General features: G+C 67.0%; 22 protein-coding genes and 1 pseudogene. 6 read left to right on the top strand and 17 right to left on the bottom strand.

The window, feature by feature from the left end:
* Positions 1-21: 21 nt before the first annotated feature.
* The 5 genes from A5777_RS14720 to A5777_RS14740 all read right to left on the bottom strand — a co-directional run bounded on the left by A5777_RS14720 (position 22) and on the right by A5777_RS14740 (position 5,223).
* The gene (locus A5777_RS14720; protein WP_005207670.1) at positions 22-1,320 is read right to left on the bottom strand and encodes a DUF58 domain-containing protein; all 1,299 of its coding nucleotides are present in this window, start codon (positions 1,318-1,320) and stop codon (positions 22-24) included.
* A complete protein-coding gene (locus A5777_RS14725; protein WP_082933683.1) occupies positions 1,320-2,432 on the bottom strand; it encodes an AAA family ATPase in 1,113 nt (370 codons plus the stop codon). The genes A5777_RS14720 and A5777_RS14725 overlap by 1 nt, the downstream gene beginning before the upstream one ends.
* Positions 2,429-3,787: a DUF4350 domain-containing protein gene (locus A5777_RS14730; RefSeq protein WP_231894730.1), complete on the bottom strand. Its 1,359-nt coding sequence runs from the start codon at positions 3,785-3,787 to the stop codon at positions 2,429-2,431. The genes A5777_RS14725 and A5777_RS14730 overlap by 4 nt, the downstream gene beginning before the upstream one ends.
* Before the next feature lie 8 nt (positions 3,788-3,795).
* Positions 3,796-4,536 carry a DUF4129 domain-containing protein gene (locus A5777_RS14735; protein WP_064863229.1) on the bottom strand — a complete coding sequence of 247 codons (741 nt, stop codon included), beginning with the start codon at positions 4,534-4,536 and terminating at the stop codon, positions 3,796-3,798.
* A 222-nt stretch (positions 4,537-4,758) separates the two neighbouring features.
* Positions 4,759-5,223, bottom strand: coding sequence for a winged helix-turn-helix transcriptional regulator (locus A5777_RS14740; RefSeq protein ID WP_064863230.1), 465 nt, complete (start codon positions 5,221-5,223; stop codon positions 4,759-4,761).
* 55 nt (positions 5,224-5,278) lie between these two features.
* Here A5777_RS14740 and A5777_RS14745 point away from each other — a divergent pair, with 55 nt between their 5' ends.
* The 3 genes from A5777_RS14745 (at position 5,279) to A5777_RS14755 (ending at position 8,396) form a co-directional block, all read left to right on the top strand.
* The gene (locus tag A5777_RS14745) at positions 5,279-6,700 is read left to right on the top strand and encodes an MFS transporter (RefSeq protein ID WP_064863231.1); all 1,422 of its coding nucleotides are present in this window, start codon (positions 5,279-5,281) and stop codon (positions 6,698-6,700) included.
* Positions 6,701-6,782: 82 nt separating this feature from the next.
* Entirely contained in the window at positions 6,783-7,955 is a 1,173-nt protein-coding gene (locus tag A5777_RS14750; protein WP_039856469.1) for a thiolase family protein, read from the top strand.
* Between the two features lie 45 nt (positions 7,956-8,000).
* A complete protein-coding gene (locus tag A5777_RS14755; protein WP_005207682.1) occupies positions 8,001-8,396 on the top strand; it encodes a nuclear transport factor 2 family protein in 396 nt (131 codons plus the stop codon).
* 134 nt (positions 8,397-8,530) lie between these two features.
* On the opposite strand, the gene A5777_RS14760 is transcribed toward A5777_RS14755, so the two are convergent.
* Positions 8,531-9,208, bottom strand: coding sequence for an SDR family oxidoreductase (locus A5777_RS14760; protein ID WP_064863240.1), 678 nt, complete (start codon positions 9,206-9,208; stop codon positions 8,531-8,533).
* A gap of 75 nt (positions 9,209-9,283) precedes the next feature.
* On the opposite strand from A5777_RS14760, the gene ggh reads away from it, so the two are divergent.
* Positions 9,284-10,624, top strand: a complete 1,341-nt coding sequence (gene ggh, locus A5777_RS14765; RefSeq protein WP_064863241.1) for a glucosylglycerate hydrolase — start codon at positions 9,284-9,286, stop codon at positions 10,622-10,624.
* Positions 10,625-10,752: 128 nt separating this feature from the next.
* On the opposite strand, the pseudogene A5777_RS14770 reads toward ggh, so the two are convergent.
* Together A5777_RS14770 and A5777_RS14775 are read right to left on the bottom strand one after the other, a co-directional pair.
* Positions 10,753-12,026 (bottom strand): annotated as a pseudogene (locus A5777_RS14770) (MFS transporter).
* 77 nt (positions 12,027-12,103) lie between these two features.
* Positions 12,104-12,562, bottom strand: coding sequence for a MarR family winged helix-turn-helix transcriptional regulator (locus A5777_RS14775; protein ID WP_064863232.1), 459 nt, complete (start codon positions 12,560-12,562; stop codon positions 12,104-12,106).
* A 59-nt stretch (positions 12,563-12,621) separates the two neighbouring features.
* Here A5777_RS14775 and A5777_RS14780 point away from each other — a divergent pair, with 59 nt between their 5' ends.
* On the top strand, positions 12,622-12,840 hold the full coding sequence (locus A5777_RS14780) for a hypothetical protein (protein ID WP_064863233.1): 219 nt from the start codon (positions 12,622-12,624) through the stop codon (positions 12,838-12,840).
* Between the two features lie 170 nt (positions 12,841-13,010).
* On the opposite strand, the gene A5777_RS14785 is transcribed toward A5777_RS14780, so the two are convergent.
* Positions 13,011-14,987, bottom strand: a complete 1,977-nt coding sequence (locus A5777_RS14785; RefSeq protein ID WP_064863242.1) for a TPM domain-containing protein — start codon at positions 14,985-14,987, stop codon at positions 13,011-13,013.
* Positions 14,988-15,356: 369 nt separating this feature from the next.
* On the opposite strand from A5777_RS14785, the gene A5777_RS25450 reads away from it, so the two are divergent.
* A complete protein-coding gene (locus A5777_RS25450) occupies positions 15,357-15,569 on the top strand; it encodes an AAA-associated domain-containing protein (RefSeq protein ID WP_269447005.1) in 213 nt (70 codons plus the stop codon).
* A gap of 7 nt (positions 15,570-15,576) precedes the next feature.
* Here the strand turns inward: A5777_RS25450 and A5777_RS25455 are convergent, their stop codons facing one another.
* From A5777_RS25455 to A5777_RS25050, 8 genes are all read right to left on the bottom strand, one after another.
* Positions 15,577-16,650: a DUF1295 domain-containing protein gene (locus tag A5777_RS25455; RefSeq protein ID WP_231895075.1), complete on the bottom strand. Its 1,074-nt coding sequence runs from the start codon at positions 16,648-16,650 to the stop codon at positions 15,577-15,579.
* 366 nt (positions 16,651-17,016) lie between these two features.
* On the bottom strand, positions 17,017-17,820 hold the full coding sequence (locus A5777_RS14805; protein ID WP_082933685.1) for a Fic/DOC family protein: 804 nt from the start codon (positions 17,818-17,820) through the stop codon (positions 17,017-17,019).
* Between the two features lie 80 nt (positions 17,821-17,900).
* Positions 17,901-18,137, bottom strand: coding sequence for an antitoxin VbhA family protein (locus tag A5777_RS14810; protein ID WP_064863236.1), 237 nt, complete (start codon positions 18,135-18,137; stop codon positions 17,901-17,903).
* A gap of 68 nt (positions 18,138-18,205) precedes the next feature.
* On the bottom strand, positions 18,206-18,385 hold the full coding sequence (locus A5777_RS14815) for a hypothetical protein (protein ID WP_231895076.1): 180 nt from the start codon (positions 18,383-18,385) through the stop codon (positions 18,206-18,208).
* Between the two features lie 51 nt (positions 18,386-18,436).
* Complete coding sequence (locus tag A5777_RS14820; RefSeq protein ID WP_064863238.1) at positions 18,437-18,631, bottom strand: hypothetical protein; 195 nt, start codon at positions 18,629-18,631, stop codon at positions 18,437-18,439.
* Positions 18,632-18,649: 18 nt separating this feature from the next.
* Complete coding sequence (locus A5777_RS25460) at positions 18,650-19,054, bottom strand: hypothetical protein (RefSeq protein ID WP_231895077.1); 405 nt, start codon at positions 19,052-19,054, stop codon at positions 18,650-18,652.
* 19 nt (positions 19,055-19,073) lie between these two features.
* The gene (locus tag A5777_RS25465) at positions 19,074-19,334 is read right to left on the bottom strand and encodes a hypothetical protein (protein WP_231895078.1); all 261 of its coding nucleotides are present in this window, start codon (positions 19,332-19,334) and stop codon (positions 19,074-19,076) included.
* A 28-nt stretch (positions 19,335-19,362) separates the two neighbouring features.
* Positions 19,363-19,530, bottom strand: coding sequence for a hypothetical protein (locus A5777_RS25050; RefSeq protein ID WP_197502387.1), 168 nt, complete (start codon positions 19,528-19,530; stop codon positions 19,363-19,365).
* Positions 19,531-19,959 lie beyond the last annotated feature (429 nt).

Raw genomic sequence — 19,959 nt, forward strand, 5'->3', positions numbered from 1 at the left:
ATGCCCGGGGAGGCAAGCCGCTCAGAGCATTCCGCGCGACTTCAGCAGTAGGTAGTGGTCGGCGAGCGCGGCGGGCAGTTTGTCAGGCGCGGCATCCACGACGTCGACGCCGAGACGCCGCAACCCCGACGCCGTGCGGCCTCGTAACGTCAGTGTGCGTACCGCCGCTGCGGCGTCGTAGATCTCGCGGACGTCGTCGCGACGTTCGGCCATCTCGTCGAGCATCGGGTCGGATACCGATCCGATGACCACCTGGTAGCGCTGTGCGAGTGCGGCGAGCGGCGGCAGCAATGACTCCTCGACCGCGGCGGGTTCGAGCGGTGTCAACAGCACCACGAGTGCTCGCTGGCGCGACACCTTGCTGACCTCGGTGCACAACATGGGCCAATCTGCTTCCACCAGAGCGGGTTCGAGCGGCGCCATCGCGGTCACGAAGTCGCTCAGCAAGGTTGTGCGCGGCGCTCCGATGATCCGCCGGTGTACCACGCGATCACCCGCGATGAAGTCGACGCGATCGCCCGCATGCGACGCGAGCGACGCCAGCAGCAGGGCCGCATCCATCGCGGCGTCGAGTCGCGGAGCGTCGCCGACACGACCGGCCGATGTCCGCGACGTGTCGAGCACGATCACGATGTGCCGGTCTTTCTCCGGCTGCCACGTGCGGACGACGACGGAGCGGCGTCGCGCAGTGGCACGCCAATCGATACTGCGCACGTCGTCGCCCTCGACATAGTCACGCAGAGAATCGAATTCGGTTCCCTGTCCACGGGTGCGCACGGCCGACCGTCCGTCGAGCTGTCGCAGATACGCCAGCCGTGACGGCAGATGCTTGCGCGCGGTGAAGACGGGCAGCGCACGCACGATGCCCGGAACCACGACGGTGCGCTGTCGGGCGCAGAGTCCGAGTGGGCTGAGCCGTCGAACGGTCACACCGACGGCCAGTCGGTCACCGCGGCGGGTGGGTGTGAGGGTCGTCGTGATCGACTCCGACTGCGCAGGAGCGAGATTCACCGGCCGCGGCGCGGTCGGTTCCGCACCTGCCGACGGCTGCCATGCGTCGCGGATCAGACCGCGGAATCGACTGCCGGACAGGTTGCGCACCAACAGCGTCGTCTGGGTGGATTGGCCGAGCTGAACCGGACCGCACGGCACTCGACCCAATTCGAGAGTGCGCGTGGGGTTTCCGACGACGGCGAGGTCGATCAGCAGTAGCACGACGCATACCACGACCCAGGCCAGCACCACCCAGTAGTGGGGGAAGAGCACCGTCGGAATGGCGCCCGCGAGGACGAGTACGAAGAAGCGGCCGGTGATGACCATCAGCGTGGGACGGGAACGGAACCGATCGCCGCAGCCAGCACCGCGCCGACCGAGACTCCCTCGAGCTCAGCCTCCGGGCGCAGCGAAAGGCGGTGCGCAAGAGTCGCTTGCGCCATCATCTGCACGTCGTCGGGTGTGACGAAATCGCGTCCGCTCAGCCACGCCCACGCGCGACTCGTGCCGAGCAGCGCGGTCGCACCTCGTGGACTGACCCCGAGTGAGAGCGACGGCGACATCCGGGTCGCGCGGGCGATGTCGACGATGTAGGCGGCGACCTGTGGTGCCACGGCCACCCGTCGCACTGCGGCTGCGCCTGCGATCACATCGGAGCCCGAGGCGACCGGTCGCAGACCGGCAGCGGCCAGATCGTGTGGATCGAATCCTGCTGCGTGCCTTGCCAATACGGTGATCTCGTCGTCGCGCGGTGGAATCGGCAGGGTCACCTTCAGCAGGAATCGGTCGAGCTGAGCCTCCGGAAGCGGGTAGGTGCCCTCGTACTCGACGGGGTTCTGAGTCGCTGCGACAAGGAACGGCTCGGGCAGGGCGCGCGGCACGCCGTCGACGGATACCTGCGCTTCTTCCATCGCCTCGAGCAGTGACGCCTGCGTCTTGGGTGGCGTTCGGTTGATCTCGTCCGCGAGAAGCAGATTGGTGAACACCGGACCCTCCCGGAAACTGAACTCCGACGCCGCGGCGTCGAAGATCAGTGATCCGGTGACGTCACCCGGCATGAGGTCGGGGGTGAACTGCACGCGCGCGGTGTCGACGTCGAGGGCAGCGGCGACCGACCGCACCAGCAGCGTCTTGGCCACTCCCGGAACGCCTTCGAGCAGGATGTGACCGCGACACAGCAGCGCGATCAGCATCCCTGAGACCGCGGTATCTTGTCCGACAACGGCTTTGCCGACCTCGGCGCGTACCGCATTCAGCCGAGAACGCGCCGACGTCGAATCTGCCCCTGACCCCACTCCGGACGTCACCGACCCCACCGCGCCCGACTTACCGCCCGGCACAGGCGGATACGAAGCGGGCTGGGGTACAGGCGGTCGCGCTGAGTGCGGCGGGGTTGAGTGTGGTGGTGTCGAGTGCGGCGGGTTTGAGGGTGCGGTCATGGTGTGCCCCGGACTTCCTTCTCTAGAGCGGTCAATTCAGTGGTGAAGACGACCAGCGCGTCGTCGCCCTCGGGCAACGGGCCGGTCAGGAGTCGTGCGACGTCGCGGGCGTCTCGGTGTGACGCCGCTGCGGCGACGCTGATGATCGCGGCGACCGACGAGTCGGAACCGTCCGGTGTCCACACGCCCGAGTCATCGTGTTCGTCGGACGCGTCGAGTGCGTCGAGGGCGTGCACGGGGTCGTAGTGGAGTCCGAGGTACCCGGCGATGCGCGAGATGGTGCGGATGCGCAGGATCGCTGCGGCACGACTATCGGCTCCGGCGCGATGGTAGAGCCGTCCACGGGCCTGGGTGGTCTCGATCGCCTTGACGACGGCGGGTAGCGGCTCGGTGACCATCGGCCCGAATCGTCGTCCGCGCCAGAGCATCAGCGCGAAGACAGCGAAGGCTGCCAGCAGGAAACCGGGGCCGATCCAACGCGGAATCTGAGAACGCGGGTCGGAGTCGGGCTCACCCGGTTCAGGTGGTCGATCGCCAAAGCTCGGAATGAACCAGATGAGGCGACCGGAGGAGGCGAGCACGCGGAGGGCAACGCCCGCATTGTCGTCCTCGGCGAGGTTTGCGTTGTGCCAGAAGTCGCCGTCGGTCACGACGATCTCGGGGTGCGAGGTCGTCGCGGGTACCACGACGATCTGTCCCGGCCGATCGACCACATCTGCACCGGTGTCGGTGTCGTCGGGAAAGCAGGATGCCGCGGGCTGCGTCGGCGTGTACCTGGTGGCCGACGAGTACGAACCCACGCCGATGCCCTGTGACGAGATGACGTCGTCGGGGGCGATCCCGATGAGCGAGCACGCTCCCGTTGATCGGGTTTGCGCGACGAGTGCAACGCTCACCGGTAGCCCCAGCGCCGCGAGCGCGTTGTCGGTCGGGGAGACCAGCACCACGCGCTTGACGTCTCGGAACTTGTCGAGGAGGTACGACGCGTTGGCCGGGGTGAGAGCGCCGGAGCCGCTCAAGACGACGGTATCGTCGGCGCCCGGTGTCGTGCGATCGCGGAGTTCGTCGAGTCCCCGCGCCACGGTGACGCCGACACCGTGATCGCTGATCACTTTCGTGACGGCACGAGCACCCGTCGGCCCGAGGTTGTCGGGATCACCCGCCACCGTGTTGCTCGGCGTCGGGGGCTTCGGCTTCGACGACGGCGCGCCGCCCAGCGCGAGGGCGGCGACGAGCACGACGATCAGCACTGCAACCACGACTCCGAGGACAATCAACCAGGTTCGACGTCGATGTCGCGGACGCGACGGAGCTGGGCCGGACCGACCCTCGGGGGCCGCGGGCGGTGCGCTCACGGGTGCGCTCACCGGCCTGCCGCCACGTCGTCGTTCGTCATGTCGCCGCTGGTCATGTCACCGCTGGTCATGTCGCCGCTCATCTTGCCGCCACCCACGGAATCGTGGTCCGCGTCAGACCGTGCGCGACCCCTGCGGATCGAGCGTTCCAGCTCGAGCATGGCCTGCGCCTGTGGGAGGTCGGCGTGCCGGTAGCCGTACTCGACGGCGTCGAAAAGGTCAGCGGCCCAACGGAGTTGGTCGCGCTTGTCGTCGTAGGCGACGCCGAGTCGTCGCGACGCCTCGCGAGCGGTCAACGACGGCGCCGCGACGATGTACCCGCGTTCGATGCCCCGCCGCGCCAGTGCGCGCATCGCTTCGCGCACGCAACCGTCGGGATCGCCCTTGTCGAGGAGATCCTCTGCGGCCGAGCGGTATTCGCCGGACTTCAGAGTCAGGTCGTCGAGGGGAGCCGACGTCTCGGTGCGTCGCGCCCGCGGGGTGCGTCGCACGAAGAAGATGGCGAAGGCCACGAGCGCGATGATCACCAGCAGCACGACGACGATGGTCACGATCAGCGTTGTGTCCGGAGCCGGTCCGCCGGTGAAGAAGTCGTAGAGGATGGAGAAGAAATTCCGGCGGGGCTCAGGAGGCTGCGAGGGCGTGGTGGCCTGCTCCTGATACTGCGGCTTCGACAGCTCGTCATTGGCCCAGCGTCGGGCAGTGTCGTTGTCGGGATGCAGGCCGTCGGCCAGCAGCAGCACGCTCACGGCGCGAATCTCCGCACACGCGGACTCGACAGGCTCGGGAAGTGTGCGTCCATCGCGACCCCCTCATCCCGGCTGTACGTGGTCTCCGGCGGGTGTCCCCGCGGAGGTCTGCTACCGCGGCCATGTGTTGCCGTCCGGTTGCGAGGGCGAACTTATCAAACCGCCGACGGCAAGGCCCAGATTGTCGGTTTCTCAGATGAACGGTGAGGTCGTGGGTGATCGCTACTTGCGATGGAGAGCAACTGCGACGTCGTCGGGTCCGAGTTCGGTGCCGTCAGGTCCGACGACCGCGGCGTGTACGGACTCGCCGTCGGCGTCGGTGAGGTCGAGTGGGGCACCGCTGGGCTGGAGGTACCGGTCGCCCCACTGCATGAGCGCGACGATCACCGGCAGGAGCGCGCGGCCCTGCTCGGTGAGGCGGTACTCGTTGCGAACGCGCTGGCCGAGCTCGCGGTAGGGGACCTTCTCGAAGAGCCCCGCCTCGGTGAGCTCCCGCAGGCGAGCCGATGCGACGGCGTCAGTGATCCCGACGCGGCGCGCGAACTCGTCGAATCGCGTTGCCCCGTAAAACGCTTCACGCAGGATGAGCATGGCGGATCGGGTGCCGATCACGCCCATGGCTTTGTCGATCGAGCACCGATCCGCTGTCCAGTTGTCCCTTTCGGCCAGAGGTCCACGTAACTCCATACCCACAGTCTAGCTGACTTGACGCAGGCATAGTCAGCGGGTAAACAGTCTGGCTATGGACAACAAAAGTCAGAGTGAACGGCGGAACGGCGCTGGTGCTCTTCTCGCGGTCGCGTGCGGTGCGCCGTTCCTGGTCGCCCTCGACCTCTTCGTGGTCAACGTGGCATTCGACGACATCGCCAAAGACTTCGGTGGCGCACGGCTGACCTCGGTCAGTTGGACGCTTTCGGCCTACGCGATCGTCTACGCCGCACTTCTCATCCCGCTGGGCGCCGCGAGCGACAGGCTGGGCAACCGCCGCGGCTTCATCGGCGGCGTCGTCGTGTTCACCGCGGCGAGCGCCCTCGCGGCATGCGCGCCGACACTCGGCGTGCTCATCGCCGCGCGGGTGCTGCAGGCTGTCGGGGCGGCGGCACTCACACCCGCGAGCCTTGCGCTTTTGGTGACGTCGGTGCCACCGGAGCGTCGGGCGGGTGCAGTGCGCATCTGGGCCGCAACGTCGGGGATGGCGGCGGCGCTCGGGCCGGTAGTCGGCGGCATCCTCGTCCAATTCTCCTGGCGTACAGCGTTTCTGATCAATGTGCCCATCGGCATTGCGTTCGTGATCGCGGCGATTCGGGTCTTCGGACGCGACTCGGGTGTGCAGCAACAACGCTCCGGCGCTGCCGTCTCGGTCGGGATGCTCACGGGCGCTGTGCTACTCGCGGCGTCGAGCGCACTCGGCGTCCTCTACCTGGTGCAGGGTGACGAGTGGGGATGGGGTTCCACGCGCGCGATCGCCGTGCTCGTCGCTGCTGTGATCCTGGGTGTTGCTTTCGTCATCATTGATCGGCGATCCGACGACCCGCTGATCCCCACACGATTGTTCTCGCGCTCTGAGTTCTCGTTTGGGACGGTGGCGATGTTGCTCTTCAGCGTCGCCTTTGCTGCCGGCCTGCTCGACGGAATCCTGTTGCTGCAGAAGGGATGGGGCTATTCGGTGATCCGCAGCGGTCTGGCCGTTGCGCCGGGTCCGCTGATGGTGCCCGTGGCGGCGGCGCTGGTCTCCCGGAAGGCGCGCACGGTTTCGCCGTGGTTGCTCGCCGCCGCGGGAGCGGGCCTGTGGGCCGTCGGAATGGTCCTGATCGGAATCTGCACCGACTCGTCCGATCCCGACTACGCCGCCGGCTTCCTGCCCGGTTGGCTCCTCGGTGGATTCGGCGTCGGGTTGGTCATTCCGGCGTTGATCGCCACCGCCACAAGCGGACTCGACGCCGCTATCGCCGGCCGCGGCAGCGCGGTGATCACGATGTCGCGGCAATTGGGTACGACGATCGGCACCAGTGCGCTGGTCGCCATGCTCGGAGCGGGAGTCACGACGGGAACCTGGTGGGTCTGCGCGGCATTCGCCGCAGCCGCAAGCATTCTCGCGCTCGGCCCGCTGGCGCGTCGCACGTCTGGTCAGGCTGAAGCGGTCGCGGCGTCGAACATCGGTTGATGCAATCCTGCGGTCACTGGATCGCTCCGCCCGAACATATTCGGGCACAGCATGATTCGCCCTCACGAAAGGTATGAAGATCATGAACACAGCAGTCATCGTCGACGCGGTGCGCACCCCTGTCGGCAAGGGCAAGCCGACGGGTGCGCTACACGACGTACACCCGGTCGACCTCCTGGCTCATCCGCTGCGAGAACTACTGTCACGCAATGCGATCGATCCGTCCGACATCGACGATGTGATCACCGGCGTTGTCACGCAGGTCGGAGAGCAGAGCCTCAACATCGCGCGCCGCGGGTTGTTGGCGGCGGGCTACGCGGAGTCGGTGCCGGGCGTCTCGCTCGACAGGCAGTGTGGCAGTGGACAACAGGCCATCGCGTTCGCGGCACAGGGCGTCATCGCGGGAGCCTACGACATAGTGGTCGGTGCGGGCGTCGAATCGATGTCGCGGGTGCCGATGGGCTCGGCGGCTTTCGGCACCGACAACCTCAACGGCGTAGCTTTCGACGAACGCTACCCCGAAGGACTTGTCGGCCAGGGTATCTCGGCAGAGCTGATCGCAGCCAAGTGGGGCATCTCGCGCACCGAGATGGACGAGTTCGCCCTGCGCTCACACGAACTGGCCGCAGCAGCTACCAAGAACGGGCTCTTCGACAACGAGATCGTTCCGCTTGCGGGGCTGACCACAGACGAGGGGATCCGCGTCGGCTCGACCCTCGACACACTCGCAGGCCTTCATCCCGCATACTACGACGAGGCGATCGCGCATCGATTCCCGCAGATCGGCTGGAACGTGACCGCGGCCAACGCGAGCCAGATCAACGACGGCTCGGCAGCGGTGCTGGTGATGAACGAGGAGCGGGCGCGACAACTCGGGCTTCGACCTCGGGCGCGCGTGCACTCGTTCGCCGTCGTCGGCGACGACCCGCTGCTCATGCTCACCGCGATCATTCCGGCGACCCGCAAGGTGTTGGCCCGCGCGGGCCTGAGCCTCGACGACATCGATCTGTTCGAGGTCAACGAGGCGTTCGCGTCCGTGGTGCTCGCCTGGGCAAAAGAGCTCGACGTCGACCTGGACCGCGTGAACGTCAACGGTGGCGCGATCGCCATCGGGCATCCGCTGGGTGCGAGCGGTGCACGCATCGCGGCGACCGCCATCAACGCTCTCGAACAGCGCGGTGGGCGCTTTGTGCTGCAGACGATGTGCGAGGCGGGCGGAATTGCGAACGCCACCATCTACGAGCGCCTCGACTGATACCTTGGCTCCAAAGTAGAACACGTTCTAGATTTGGAGACACGCATGACCGTCGAGCAGGAACAGACCGGGCTGTCGAGCAAGATCGAGGCCGCCGTATCTGCGTACATCGATCTGCTCACCAACGGCACAGCCGAGCAGATCGCGGATCTCTACGCACCCGACGCGACGGTCGAGGATCCGATCGGGGCCGACGTCCGCGACACCCGCGACCAGCTCGTCGAGTTCTACTCGATCATCACCGGCATGGACGAGCACGTCGCCACCCTGAACTGGAAGAAGATCGCGGGCGACACCGCGGTCTTCGAGTTCACGCTCGTCACCGGCACGGCCGACATGCGGTTCGAGATCACTCCCATCGACATCATGGTCTTCGACGCCGACGGCAAGATCTCCTCCATGCGCGCCGTCTGGGCCCCGACCGACCTCAAGCAGCTGTAGGGGCGTTGCCGCTGATCGAGCTTGTCGAGATCACCCGCCGAGGAGTGGTCTCGACTCGGGTGCTCGCTGCGCTCGCGCCCGCTCGACCAGCGGAAGAAGCTCGAGCCCACCTCCGCTGATCGAGCTTGTCGAGATCACCCGCGGCCGGTCGGCCGCAGCACGATCTCCGTCGGGTGCGCGTCGGCCGGGGTGTGGATCGCGGCGACCACCGCGCCCGCGACCGTCGAGGGCTTCAGGAACTTCGACGCGTCGTAGTCGTCGCCCTCGATCGCGACCAGCTCGCGCTGCATGTCGGTGTCGATGCGCCCTGGGAACACCGACGTCACACGCAGCGAGGTCTCCTCGCCGCGCAGAGCGTCGGCCAGCGCGCGCAGCCCGAACTTGCTCGCGGCGTACGCGCCCCAACCGGGGTTGGCACGAATTCCCGCGCCCGAGTTGATGAACACGACGTGACCCTGCGCCGCCCGCAGCGCGGGCAGCAGCACACGCGTCACCTCGGCCGCGGCAACGAGATTCACCTCGAGCACGTGACGCCATTCGTCGGTGGGTGTCTCGGCGACGGTGCGCAGCGTCGAACCGACTCCAGCGCTATGGACCAGTACGTCCAGCGACGGTATCGACTCCGCGGCCGCGGCAACTGATTCGTGGTCAGTCAGTTCGACGGCGAATGTCGCGCCACCCAGCTCTGCGGCGAGCGCGTCGAGTGCGGCCGAGGGTCTGCCGCCGAGAATCAGCGAGTGGGTGGGCGCGAGTTGTCGGGCGATCTGCTCGCCGAGTCCGCGGCTGGCTCCGGTGATCAATGCGGTTGGCACGCGTTCAACCGTACCGGCGGACATCACCGACGACCTCGAGCGGCGAGGACAGTCGAGGCAGTGCAGAATCAACGCGTGGCCAGGTATGGATTCACCCCAACGCAGTTGTCGGCACGAGCCGCGTATCTGCTCCGCGGCAACGATCTGGGCACGATGACCAGCGCGGCACCCCGCCTCTACCCGCACATGTGGAGCTGGGACGCAGCGTTCGTGACGGTCGGTCTCGCACCGCTGAGCGTCGAACGTGCCGTCATCGAGATGGACACCCTGCTCTCGGCGCAGTGGTCGAACGGCATGATTCCGCACATCGTTTTCGCCAACGGGCGCGACGGTTATTTCCCCGGCCCAGGCCGATGGGAGTGCTCGCGCCTGGCCGACGCCGCACCCGACTATCCGGAGACGTCGGGCATCACGCAGCCGCCGGTGCACGCGATCGCGGTCCAGCGCATCCTGGATCACTCACGGCGACACGGCCGTTCGACTCGGGCCGTCGCAAACGAGTTCATCGACCGCCGGTGGGGCGCACTGATGCGGTGGCATCGGTGGCTTGCTCACGCACGGGATCCGCTCGGGCGCGGTCGCGTCACGATCTACCACGGCTGGGAATCGGGCATGGACAACTCCCCGCGCTGGGACGGTCCATACTCGCGCGTCGTTCCCGGCGAGGACCTGCCGCCGTACACCCGAGCCGACCTCGAGCACGTCGCCGACCTCTCGATGCGCCCGACCGACCTCGAATACGACCGCTACATCTGGCTCGTCGAGGAGATGAAACGAGCGCGCTACGACGACGAGATCCTGCCCAAGGTCATGAGTTTCATGGTCGAGGACGTCTTCGTCAGTGCGATCTTCGCAGTCGCGTGCGATGTCCTCGCGACGATCGGAGAGGACTACTCCAAGCCACGCGCAGACGTGCGAGACCTGCGGGCATGGTCGGACCGGTTCAAGGCGGGCGTTGTCGCGGCCGCGAACGACCGCAACGGTGCCGCGCGTGACTACGACCTGCGCGCCGGGCAGTGGATCAACTCGGAGACCATCGCGGTCTTCGCGCCACTGCTGTGCGGCGGGCTTTCGCGCGATCGGGAACGGGCGCTGCTACGACTGTTCGACGGCCCGCGCTTCTGCGGACACCCCGACCTGAGATTCAGTGTCCCGCCGTCGACGTCGCCGATTTCGGCCGACTTCCGCCCACGGGAGTATTGGCGCGGCCCGGTCTGGCCGGTGATGACCTGGCTGTTCAGCTGGGCCTTCGCGCGGCGCGGGTGGACCGAACGCTCTGCGCGACTTCGTGAAGAGGGCTTGCGGCAGGCCACCGACGGTGCGTTCGCCGAGTACTACGAGCCGTTCACCGGTGAGGCCCTCGGGAGCATGCAGCAGAGCTGGACCGCGGCGTCGGTGCTCGACTGGCTCGACTGACGGCCGCTACGTACAGGGCAACCTCCGTACAAGACGACGTTCCAAACGAGACGACGTTCCCTTGGACAAAATAGTGCCCCGCGGTCCGAAGTGGACCGCGGGGCAACCTCTTTCGTATTGGGCGAAACTCAGAACTCTTCCGCACCGACCAGCGCGGCGTCCTCGTCGACGTGGTGCGACTCCGCCTTCTTCGACTGCACGAACCCGACTGCGACCACGGCGACGGCGCAGTAGCCGACGGCGAACCAGAACGGGGCCGCCGGAGCGAACCACTCCGCGAGGTAGGCGACCAACACGGCCGACGCCGCGCCGCCCATCCAACGCAGGAAGCTGTAGCCGGCACTGGCAACCGAGCGCGGCTTGTTGGGATCGGCCGATGACATCGCAACACCGGTGAACAGCGTGTTGAGGATGCCCGACGGCAGACCCGAGAGCACGATTGCGAGACCGGTCAGCCACACCTGGTCGGTGGCGACACCGACCGCAGCGAGCGCCATGACGACGCCGTAGCCGACGATTGCTGTCATCACGCCGCCGCGCTGTCCGATCCATTCGGCGAGCCGCGGCCCAACAAAGACACCGGAGAGGGCGGTCAACAGGCCCAGCCGAAGAACACCATGCCCGCCGGTATCGGCTTGAGGCCCATGGCAAGTGGTGCGTAGGCGATGACTGTGAACAGTGCGCCGGTGTAGAACGCCGATCCGATCGACGTCAGCAGCAGAGTGCGGTTACGCAGCGCCTTGAGCGGGTCGACAATGCTGACCGCGACACGTTCTGAGCGCGGACCGTCGGCTGGCAGCATGAACGCACACAGCACAGCACCGATCAGCATGAGGACCGCGGTACCCGCGAACGGTGCACGCCACGTCCACGCTCCGAGAAGTGCTCCGAGTAGCGGACCGACAGCCAGTCCGACGCCGAGCGCGGCCTCGTACAGCAGGATCGCGCCGTGCTGGCCGCCCTTGGCCGCGCCGACGATGAACGCCAGTGCTGTCGCCATGAACAGCGCGTTGCCGAAACCCCAGAACACGCGCATCGCGATGAGGTGGTCGATGTTGCCCGCGAACGTCGAGACGCCCGCTGCGATGACTATCAGCGCGAGGCCGACGGTCAGTGTGCGCTTGGGTCCGTAGCGGAACGCGGCCCAACCGGTGATCAGCATTGCGATCACCTGCACACCGAGGTAGACGGCGAAAAGCAGCGTCAGCTTCGACGGCGGCGCGTGCAGTTCCTCGCGGATCGTGTTGAGGATCGGGTCGACGAGGCCGATACCCATGAAGGCGATGACCGCAGCGAACGCGGTCACCCACACGGCCCGGGGCTGACCCTTGAAGGTCTCGATCAGTGAGTGGGAGTGCTCCTCTGGCGCCGACTGCGTCGGCTTCTCCGTCGTGGTTGTCACATCTACCTCGTGTTCATTGTCGAAAGTTGTTACTTACTAGAGTCTTTGGGGCTACTGCTGCTACTTCGCCGCTGCTGCTACTTCGCCGGGGTCGGAGACGGCGTCCCCTCGAGTTCCGCGTGCAGTGCGCGAAATGCGGGGGCGGCTGCGGCGAGCCGGGCCCGGTCGTCGTCGGAAAGCCGTTCGAGTGCTGCGGCGAGCGCGTCCTCGCGTTGCCCTCGAACCCGCTCGAGAACCTCGTGCCCGTGTTCGGTCAGTCGGACCAGGACGGCACGTCGGTCGTCGGGGTCTGGTTCACGCACGACCAGTCCGCTCTTACACAGGCCGTCGACCAGGGCTGTTGCCGTTGGCATGCGGATGGACTCGCGGTCGGCGAGTTCGCCCATGCGCATCGGCTCGTGGTCGACGATCGTGGCCAGCGCCGACGCCTGAGCAGCGGTGTACTCGGGAATCGGGGTGTGCCGACGCAACGCCAGGTAGAGCCGAGTCACGGAGGGGCGAAGCGCTCGGGCGATGTCTGCACTGTTGTCGGTCACGTTTAGTAAGTCTAATACTTAGGCTTATGAAATAAAAGGCCGAACGGTAGTGTGACCTTGTGACTCGTGACACGAAGAAGAACCTCACCCCAGCCAAGCGCGCGCTGATCAGCGTTGCCGCCGTCGCGCAGTTCGCGCTCCAGGGCTACGCCTTACGCGACCTGAAGAAGCGGCCCGCCGAGCAGGTGCGTGGACCCAAAAAAGCCTGGGCCGCAGCGAGTTTCATCAACTACATCGGCCCGATCGCGTACCTGGGCTTCGGGCGCAAGTCGGCGTAGGGGCGCGCAGTGGCCGGGACCGCATCGACCGGGCGCCCGCAGAAAACGACACCTCTCGGGCCCTCCGCACGTACCGGTACATGTGGGCCGCTCAGGGCGCGTAACTTTCTGCGGAGGCCGCAGCAACCGCGCAGTGGCCGGCCGACCGCACGCCCGACCGAAGCCAGGCCCTAGAACCGGCCCCCGACGCCGATGCGACCCGAGCTCGACGACCCGCCGAACGAGCCGGGGCTGCGCCCGCCGCCGCTGGTGTAGCCACCGCCGCCGAAGCCACCCCCGAATCCTCCGCCGTAGCCACCACCGCGCATCGTCCCGCGCAGGAAGCTGTCGACCAGGATGCCGCCGAGTACCGCACCCGTGGCCGCCGATCCGGTGCTCGAGCGCGGCTGCTGACTCTGCTGCCAGCTCACCACGTCGCCCTGCGCGGCCATGAGTGCCTGGTCTGCGAGGGAGCCGGCTCGACGCGCGGCATCGGTCGACGCTGTGGGGTCGCTCTGCGCGGTCTCGGTGGCCGACTGCAGTAGGCGCTGCGCTTCGGCGAGTCGGGTGCGTGCGGTCGAGCCGATGGCGCCGCGTCGAGTGGAAATGAAGTCCGACGCCGCGGTGACCTTGGCCTGCGCGCTGGTCAGTGCGGCGGTGAGGACCTCGGTTCGCTGCTTGCGCTTTGCCAGCGCGCCGCGGGCGGAATCGAGTGCACGGTCGAGGTCGGCGTCGGCGTCGACCAATGCGGTGAACACTCCCAGCAGGTCCTGGTCGGTGCCGGCTTTGGCGCGATCGAGTGCCGTGGTGGCCGACGCCACCGCCGTTGCCAGCTCCGGCCCCCCATCCGTCGACAGTCCGGCGGCCTCCTGCAGTTCGCCTTCGACCTCGGCGATCAGCGCGGGCAGCTGGGTGTGCGCGGCGGCGATGTTGGTGTCGGCGTTGTCGATAGCGTCGAGAAGCTTGTCGGCCTGGGAAATGGCGCCCTCCGCCGAGCGGATCGCGGCAACGGCAGCGCCCTGCTCGCCGACGGGACGCGCGATCGCCGCGCGACCTTGGTCCGCGCTGCTCTCGGCAAACCCGACCTCCTGGGCGGCGAGGTCGACGTTGTGCTCGATCGAGCGCAGCGTCGGCGCGCCGTACTTCTGCTCCAGCGTCGTGAGTTGGCCTGCCGCTCCCTCGAGGCGTGCTCGCAGCGCGACGAGTTGCTGCGTGATCTGCGCGAATCGGCTGTCGGCGTTGATCAACAGATTGCGCATCTCGTCGAAGGCCGAGACCTGCTCGTCGAGTGCGGCGTCGACGTCGGTGCAGGTTGTGATGATCTGTACCAGCATCGAACGGCGTTCGTCGGGTGTCTCGGGGATGTCGTCGTCGAGTCGTTGTCGGAGCGAGAACGATGTCGCAAGACCACGTTTCGCGGCATCGAGTGCCTGCGTAAACGGTGCGGTCTGGGCCGGGCCGAACTCGTCGACGGCCAGCCGCAGCTCCTCCTCGCTGGTGCGGATCGCGTTGTCGGTGTCGGTCAAGACCTCGCGCGACCAGGGTTCGAGGACCTCGATCGGCTGTGACAGTAGTTGATCGCCGGTCAGTTCTTGTTCGCGGACGGAGTCGAGTTGAGACTCGAGCTTCTGCTTTCGACGCCGCCGCGAGTAGAGGTAGGCGCCACCGCCGCCGACGACCGCGACACCACCGACCGCTCCGGTGACGATTGCGGCGGTGTGCGACGGCGTGAGTGTCGAGCCGAGACCGTTCGCCGCGCCGACGGCCGCGCCCGGCCAGTCCGACTTCTTGAGCGCGGGCACGATGTTGTCCTGGGCGATCGAATCGAGCTTCGACCGGTCGAGGCCGTCGACCGAATCGGGCGCGTCGAAGCGGTACGCGCGGTCGTCGGTGGCGACGGCGAGGAGCACGTCGTGCTCGCCGAGGTCGCTCATCTGCACGGTCTGCGAGCCCCACTGCTCACTACCCAGCCCGTTGAATGTCTTGACGTAGACGACCCACAACTGCACGCCGTGGTCGCGGTAGAGCCCCTCGACCGCGTGCTGCACCCGTGTGCGATCCGACGACGAGAGCACGTCGGCGGGATCGGTCACCTGGTCGGGTAGCCGCATCGGCGGCTCGGCCCGGGCGGTGTCCGCAGCCAGAGAAGTACCCACCACCGCAAGCATGAGGAGTGCTCCGACAATCACCACGCGCAGGAGAACGCGAGGGTCCGGGATGTTCTTTCCGACAGTCAGCGGTCTGAGCATGTCACCAAATCTAGGCCGTCGACGGCCTCGAGCTGAACCCAGCCACGCCCGTCTCGCGCCGATTGTCCCGATCGCAGGACGAACGTCGCGTGAACAGGGTTGCGCCGCCACGGAAACCACAATCCTCGCGCGTCCCCGGCCGCCGTCGGACGTCGCCAACGTTCGGTCCTCGCCGACGTCGCCGTCTGCATCGGTGCCGCTGCACTGATATCAGTGCCGATCCTCGGGTCTTCTCTCGGTGACGGTCAGGTTCTTCATCGTGCTGTTTCCCGCGTCCGAGCCCCGCTGGTGCGCACCATCATTCGTGTGTTGCGCAGCAGCTCCGACGGTCGGTTGCGGTCGGGATTCTTCCTCGACCCGCTACGTCGCGGCTTGCCCGACGCCGAGGCTGAGCGACAGTTCTCGACCGCTATCGACTGGGGTCGCTACGGCGAGATCTACGACTACGACACCGACAGCGATCAGGTGTCGCTCGACGACGAGTTCACAGTGGCGCGATGATCGCCGCTCAAACAGCCGCCGTCCGACGTCGCTTGGGCGGCAACGGGATCTGCGCCGACGTCGTGTGTTGGTAGTCGGCGTATTCGGGATACTTCGACAGTGTCAGTGATTCAGTGAACTTGGTCGACCCGACGAACAGCAGCGTCAGCAGCACCGCGCCGACGATCGTCGGCTGCAGGATCGACCCCGCGGCCACGGCCCCGAACAGATAGATCACCCACCACTGGGCCTGCTCGAAGAAGTAGTTCGGGTGCCGCGAGTAGTGGAACAGCCCGGTCGTGCAGAACCGCGTCGAGGTCTGGCCTGAGGTCTTGCGTTTGTGGAACTCCCACTGCTGCTGGTCGGCAGTGGCCTCCCCGGAGAGGAACGCCAGGAAGGCCACCGCGAGCACGACGTCGAGCACACCGAACCCGCCCGGATGACGCTGCGCGGTGTAGCCGGGCACGCACCACCCGTCGTCGTGGCGGGCGAAGGAGGCCTGCACCGGCCCGGGTTCATTGCTACCTAGGGCGGTGCGCAGCCTGTCGGCGGTCCGGACGGCGGTGATGGGTGTGAGGTCGTCGTCGACGGGTGTGCAGTGGTGCCCGCCGGGCTTCAGCGAGGCGCTGCCCGGCAGACGGAGCAGATGTCCAGGGCTCAGGACGTCGATGCGACGAGCCGACAGGTTGAGGTGGCGGCGCAGATCTGCGAGGAACTCGCGGATGCCGCGGTCCGAGGCAGGGGAGGGGCACCTAAGGATTACGTGCAGTGAGTCCGGGCTACCGGAGCGGGCCAAATAGGCGGTGGTCGCCGAGTAGTCGCCGAGCACTTCATGCAGGCGCGGCCACACCTGCCCAGCGCAGCGGTCGAGGTCGATGACCAGCAGATCACTGCGGATCGGGGCCACAACAGCCCAGATGGCTTTCCCGCCGCCGGCACGCTCTGCCTCGGTAATCAGCTCAATCGGGTTGCCGCTGCGCTCTCGCCGAGCTTTGTTCGCCGTCGCGGTGCCTGCCAGCGCGAAACTCTCACCACCCGGCGCAGGCAGCAACCGGTACACCTCGGACCACCGCGACTCAGTAACCGAGTCGTGATCCGACACGCGTTCATCAGAACTAGCGCGAACAAAAGGGTACGCGCTACCCTGAGACCAGTCCTCCAAGACTGTCCCTTCGGGGTCACACTGAGTGCGAGATTGCCGCTCACACTCATAAACTTCGCGAACGCCCTCGGTTGCCGCCGGGGGCGTTTCGCTATTCAGCTATGCCGTTATGCGCTATCACGCAGCGGTAGAACCTCCTTCAAGGGTGGTACGCCGGGAATGGGCTGGCCTAGATCGTTCGCAACGAGGGCGCCCAAGTAGTCGACAACATGCATCCCGCGGGCCTTCGCGGCCGACTGGATTGTCGTCTTCAGCGCTTCCGTCGGAGACAGACTCAAAGTCACCAAGGACTTGCCCGAGGGGTCTTTACGCGGTCGGCCGGCCATGGCGGCCATTCTTCCGCGCAGAAATGGAAATCGCGGGATCGACACGCCGTAGGCCGTCGGAGTAGCACCGGTTGCCGGGGCCTGCCGGGAGGTGCCGGGAGGTGCCGCGGCTGGAGATGCGTGCCGCGCGTTGCGCGTCGGTCTCGCGCTCGGCCGCGGTGGATTGTTGGGGTGTGAGGGGTTCGGCGATCTGCGCGAACACCGGGACCATGGTGTCGGGGACGGGCTCGAACGCGCCGCGATCGGGGTGGGTGAGCATGGCGGCGTTGACCCACTGTTGCGGTGTGACGCGGCCGTAGTCGAGTCGGTAGTCGGCATCGGCGGCGAGTTGGGACATGAACACCTTGGCCGCGCGGCCATTGCCTTCGCGGTAGGGGTGGCTCATGTTGATCGAGGCGTAGACGGTGGCGGCCTCGACGGCGAACCCACCGTGGTCCAGGTCGGTCCAGTCGACGGCGGCGATGTGGTCGCGGGCGTGGTTGAGGTAGCGGCTGATCTGGTTCGGGTCAGCGAACGGCAGGCCGTCTTTGTTCAGCGGGTAGGTGCGCGGTACGCCGGCCCATTCGTAGATCGGGGAGAACAACGCGGCGTGGATGTTGTGCAGATGTTCGGCGTCGTAGGTGTGGGCGATCGGGATATGCCCGTCGGCGATCATCGCTTCGCGGTGGGCAGTGATGGTGTATTCGGCCGCGGCGAGCGCGTCGGGATCGGTGATGCCGAGTTTGTTGGCCAACACGGTGGTGCCGGGGATGAATGTGGCGTCCCAGTCATCCTGTGCGGTCACTCGCCCTCACCTTCCAGACACGACGACGGCACCACCTCGACGAGGCGGTGCCGTCGTGAACAACTACGGTTTGTGCGCGGTCAGCCGAGGGCGTGTACCGCTCGTGAGCTTGTCGCCATGGCGACGGCTTCGGCGATCACTTCGGCGTCGGTCAGTTCACCGCGCGCCGACCGGGTGAGCAGGTCGATGTCGGCGCGTTGCGGTTCCCACCCCTCGAGGACGTTGTTGTCGATTGCCTGCACGACACCACGGACCTGGGTGTCGGTGAGGCCGGCGAACAACTCCGGCCAGCGGGTGATCCATCGTGACTCGATCATCGCCGCACCTACCTTTCCTGAATGTCGCGTCATACTAAGTTTACCGATCATCGGCGTGTTCGGTCCGGTCACGACGTTGACAGCTCGTCGCGGAGGCTCGTCAGCTCTTCCTCGACAGACGTGTGCCCGCGCAGCACCCGGCGGGCGGCGTCGATATCGACGGCGGTGGGCGGCATGCCGGCCATGATGTGGCCGGCGGTGGCCGCTGCCAGGATCTCGTCCTCGGTGCGGCCGTGCGGTGTAGTCATCGACTCTCTCCACATGGTGAGGGCGGTTCTCCCGGCCCTCGGGGCGGGTGATCAGAACAGGGCGATCTGATCGCGGGCGGCGAGTTCGGCGGCACGCTGGTGTGCTTGGTCGACGGCGTGTTTGACGGTGGCTTCGGGCAGGGCGAGTTCGTGGGCGATGTCGGCCCAGCTGCGACCGTGCTCACGCATGTCGGCGGCGAGGTCACCGAGTTCGCGGTCCTGGGCGTCGGGGTCGTCGTCAGTCATCGCGGCGTGTCTTTCCGTTCAGATGCGGGCGAGGGTGTCGCGGATGGCCAGCCACCGGGTTTCGGCGGCCTGCTGGTGTCCGGTAAGGGCCGTCCAGTGGCCGGCGAGTTCGGCGGTCGGTCGCTCAGTGGTCACTTGGGTCATGCGAGCCAGCAGTGCGCGGTAGCCGCGGCGGTACCAGCCGTCGATGAGGGCGGCGGCCAGGTGGGGCAGGTCGGCACTGTCGGCGACGGGGCGGCCGTGCCGCGGGGAGGCGATCTCGAGCATGACACTACGGGTGCGGGTGGTGAGTCCTCGATCGGCAAACCGCGCATTGACCAGAACGGGTGTGGCGGGGCTACCTTCGTCGAGCAACGCAACGACGGTGTCGAACACGGCCTGATGCACAGCACTGAGGAACACCACACTGCCGGCGGGAAGCACCGTGGTGGTGGTGCCGGCGTCACGGTCGGCGCGAGCCGATCAGCGCCTCGACGACGTGGCGGGCCCGGGCCGGTGGCGCCCACAACAGAGCGGTGAGCATGTCCAGTTCCAGGGCGAGGGTGTTGTCGACCTCGGCGGTGTCGTCACCGATGGTGCCGGTGAGGGTGAGGTCATCTCCGGCGGTGACGGTTTCCAGTTCGGGCAGCGGTTCGATCGCGGTGGCCGGCGGCTGCGGCACATCGCAGGGTGCGACCTCGGGTTTGTCGGCCATGACGATCACCTGCTGTCTCCTTGTTCGTATCGGTGGGTTAGGCGACGTCGCTGCGGACGCCGGTGAGGTCTTCGTACGCCCACTGTTCGCATTGGGCGGCCAGTTCGGCGAGCTCGTCGCCGTAGTGAGAGTCACCCTCGGCGTAGGCGCGTTCGGACTGCGCCCAGTAGGCCACGGCGCGCTGCGCATAGTCGGCGGTTGCCATCGTCGCGGTTCCTTTCGGTCACGCGGCCGCGGAGGCTGGCGGAGGGGCAATATTCGCCGGTGCAATATTGGCCATTGACGTCACCTTCATTACTCGATGATACATCGTATTCGATTGCAGTGCAATCTATTTCGCGTTCTGTTTGTCGATTTACACTCAGCCGCAACGATGTTCACTCGAAGTCATGCACGCGCTTCTTCGGCGTCCGGTCGGGTGTGGCCTTTCCTGATACTTGGCCGCTTGTGCGCGCTGGCCGGATGCGGCAGGAGCGCAAAGCGGCCCGGTGCCGCGATGGGAGCGCAGCGCGTGGCAGCGGGTCGGTCGGAGCCTCTTGCCGCGCAGGTCGGGGCGTAGAACAATCGGCAGGTCAGGAACGGCGTTCTTCGTGGCGGCCGCGGCCGTTGCCACGCCGCGGGGGGGGGGGGGGGG

The sequence above is a fragment of the Gordonia sp. 852002-10350_SCH5691597 genome, assembly GCF_001665715.1.
Taxonomy (GTDB): domain Bacteria; phylum Actinomycetota; class Actinomycetes; order Mycobacteriales; family Mycobacteriaceae; genus Gordonia; species Gordonia sputi.

Excerpts from the sequence above, each read along its gene's own strand:
- A5777_RS14720 (WP_005207670.1), bottom strand. The coding sequence starts at position 1,320 with ATGGTCATCACCGGCCGCTTCTTCGTACTCGTCCTCGCGGGCGCCATT.
- A5777_RS14725 (WP_082933683.1), bottom strand. The coding sequence starts at position 2,432 with ATGACCGCACCCTCAAACCCGCCGCACTCGACACCACCACACTCAACC.
- A5777_RS14740 (WP_064863230.1), bottom strand. The coding sequence starts at position 5,223 with ATGGAGTTACGTGGACCTCTGGCCGAAAGGGACAACTGGACAGCGGAT.
- A5777_RS14745 (WP_064863231.1), top strand. The coding sequence starts at position 5,279 with ATGGACAACAAAAGTCAGAGTGAACGGCGGAACGGCGCTGGTGCTCTT.
- A5777_RS14750 (WP_039856469.1), top strand. The coding sequence starts at position 6,783 with ATGAACACAGCAGTCATCGTCGACGCGGTGCGCACCCCTGTCGGCAAG.
- A5777_RS14755 (WP_005207682.1), top strand. The coding sequence starts at position 8,001 with ATGACCGTCGAGCAGGAACAGACCGGGCTGTCGAGCAAGATCGAGGCC.
- A5777_RS14785 (WP_064863242.1), bottom strand. The coding sequence starts at position 14,987 with ATGCTTGCGGTGGTGGGTACTTCTCTGGCTGCGGACACCGCCCGGGCC.
- A5777_RS14810 (WP_064863236.1), bottom strand. The coding sequence starts at position 18,137 with ATGATCGAGTCACGATGGATCACCCGCTGGCCGGAGTTGTTCGCCGGC.
- A5777_RS14815 (WP_231895076.1), bottom strand. The coding sequence starts at position 18,385 with ATGACTACACCGCACGGCCGCACCGAGGACGAGATCCTGGCAGCGGCC.
- A5777_RS14820 (WP_064863238.1), bottom strand. The coding sequence starts at position 18,631 with ATGACTGACGACGACCCCGACGCCCAGGACCGCGAACTCGGTGACCTC.
- A5777_RS25050 (WP_197502387.1), bottom strand. The coding sequence starts at position 19,530 with ATGGCAACCGCCGACTATGCGCAGCGCGCCGTGGCCTACTGGGCGCAG.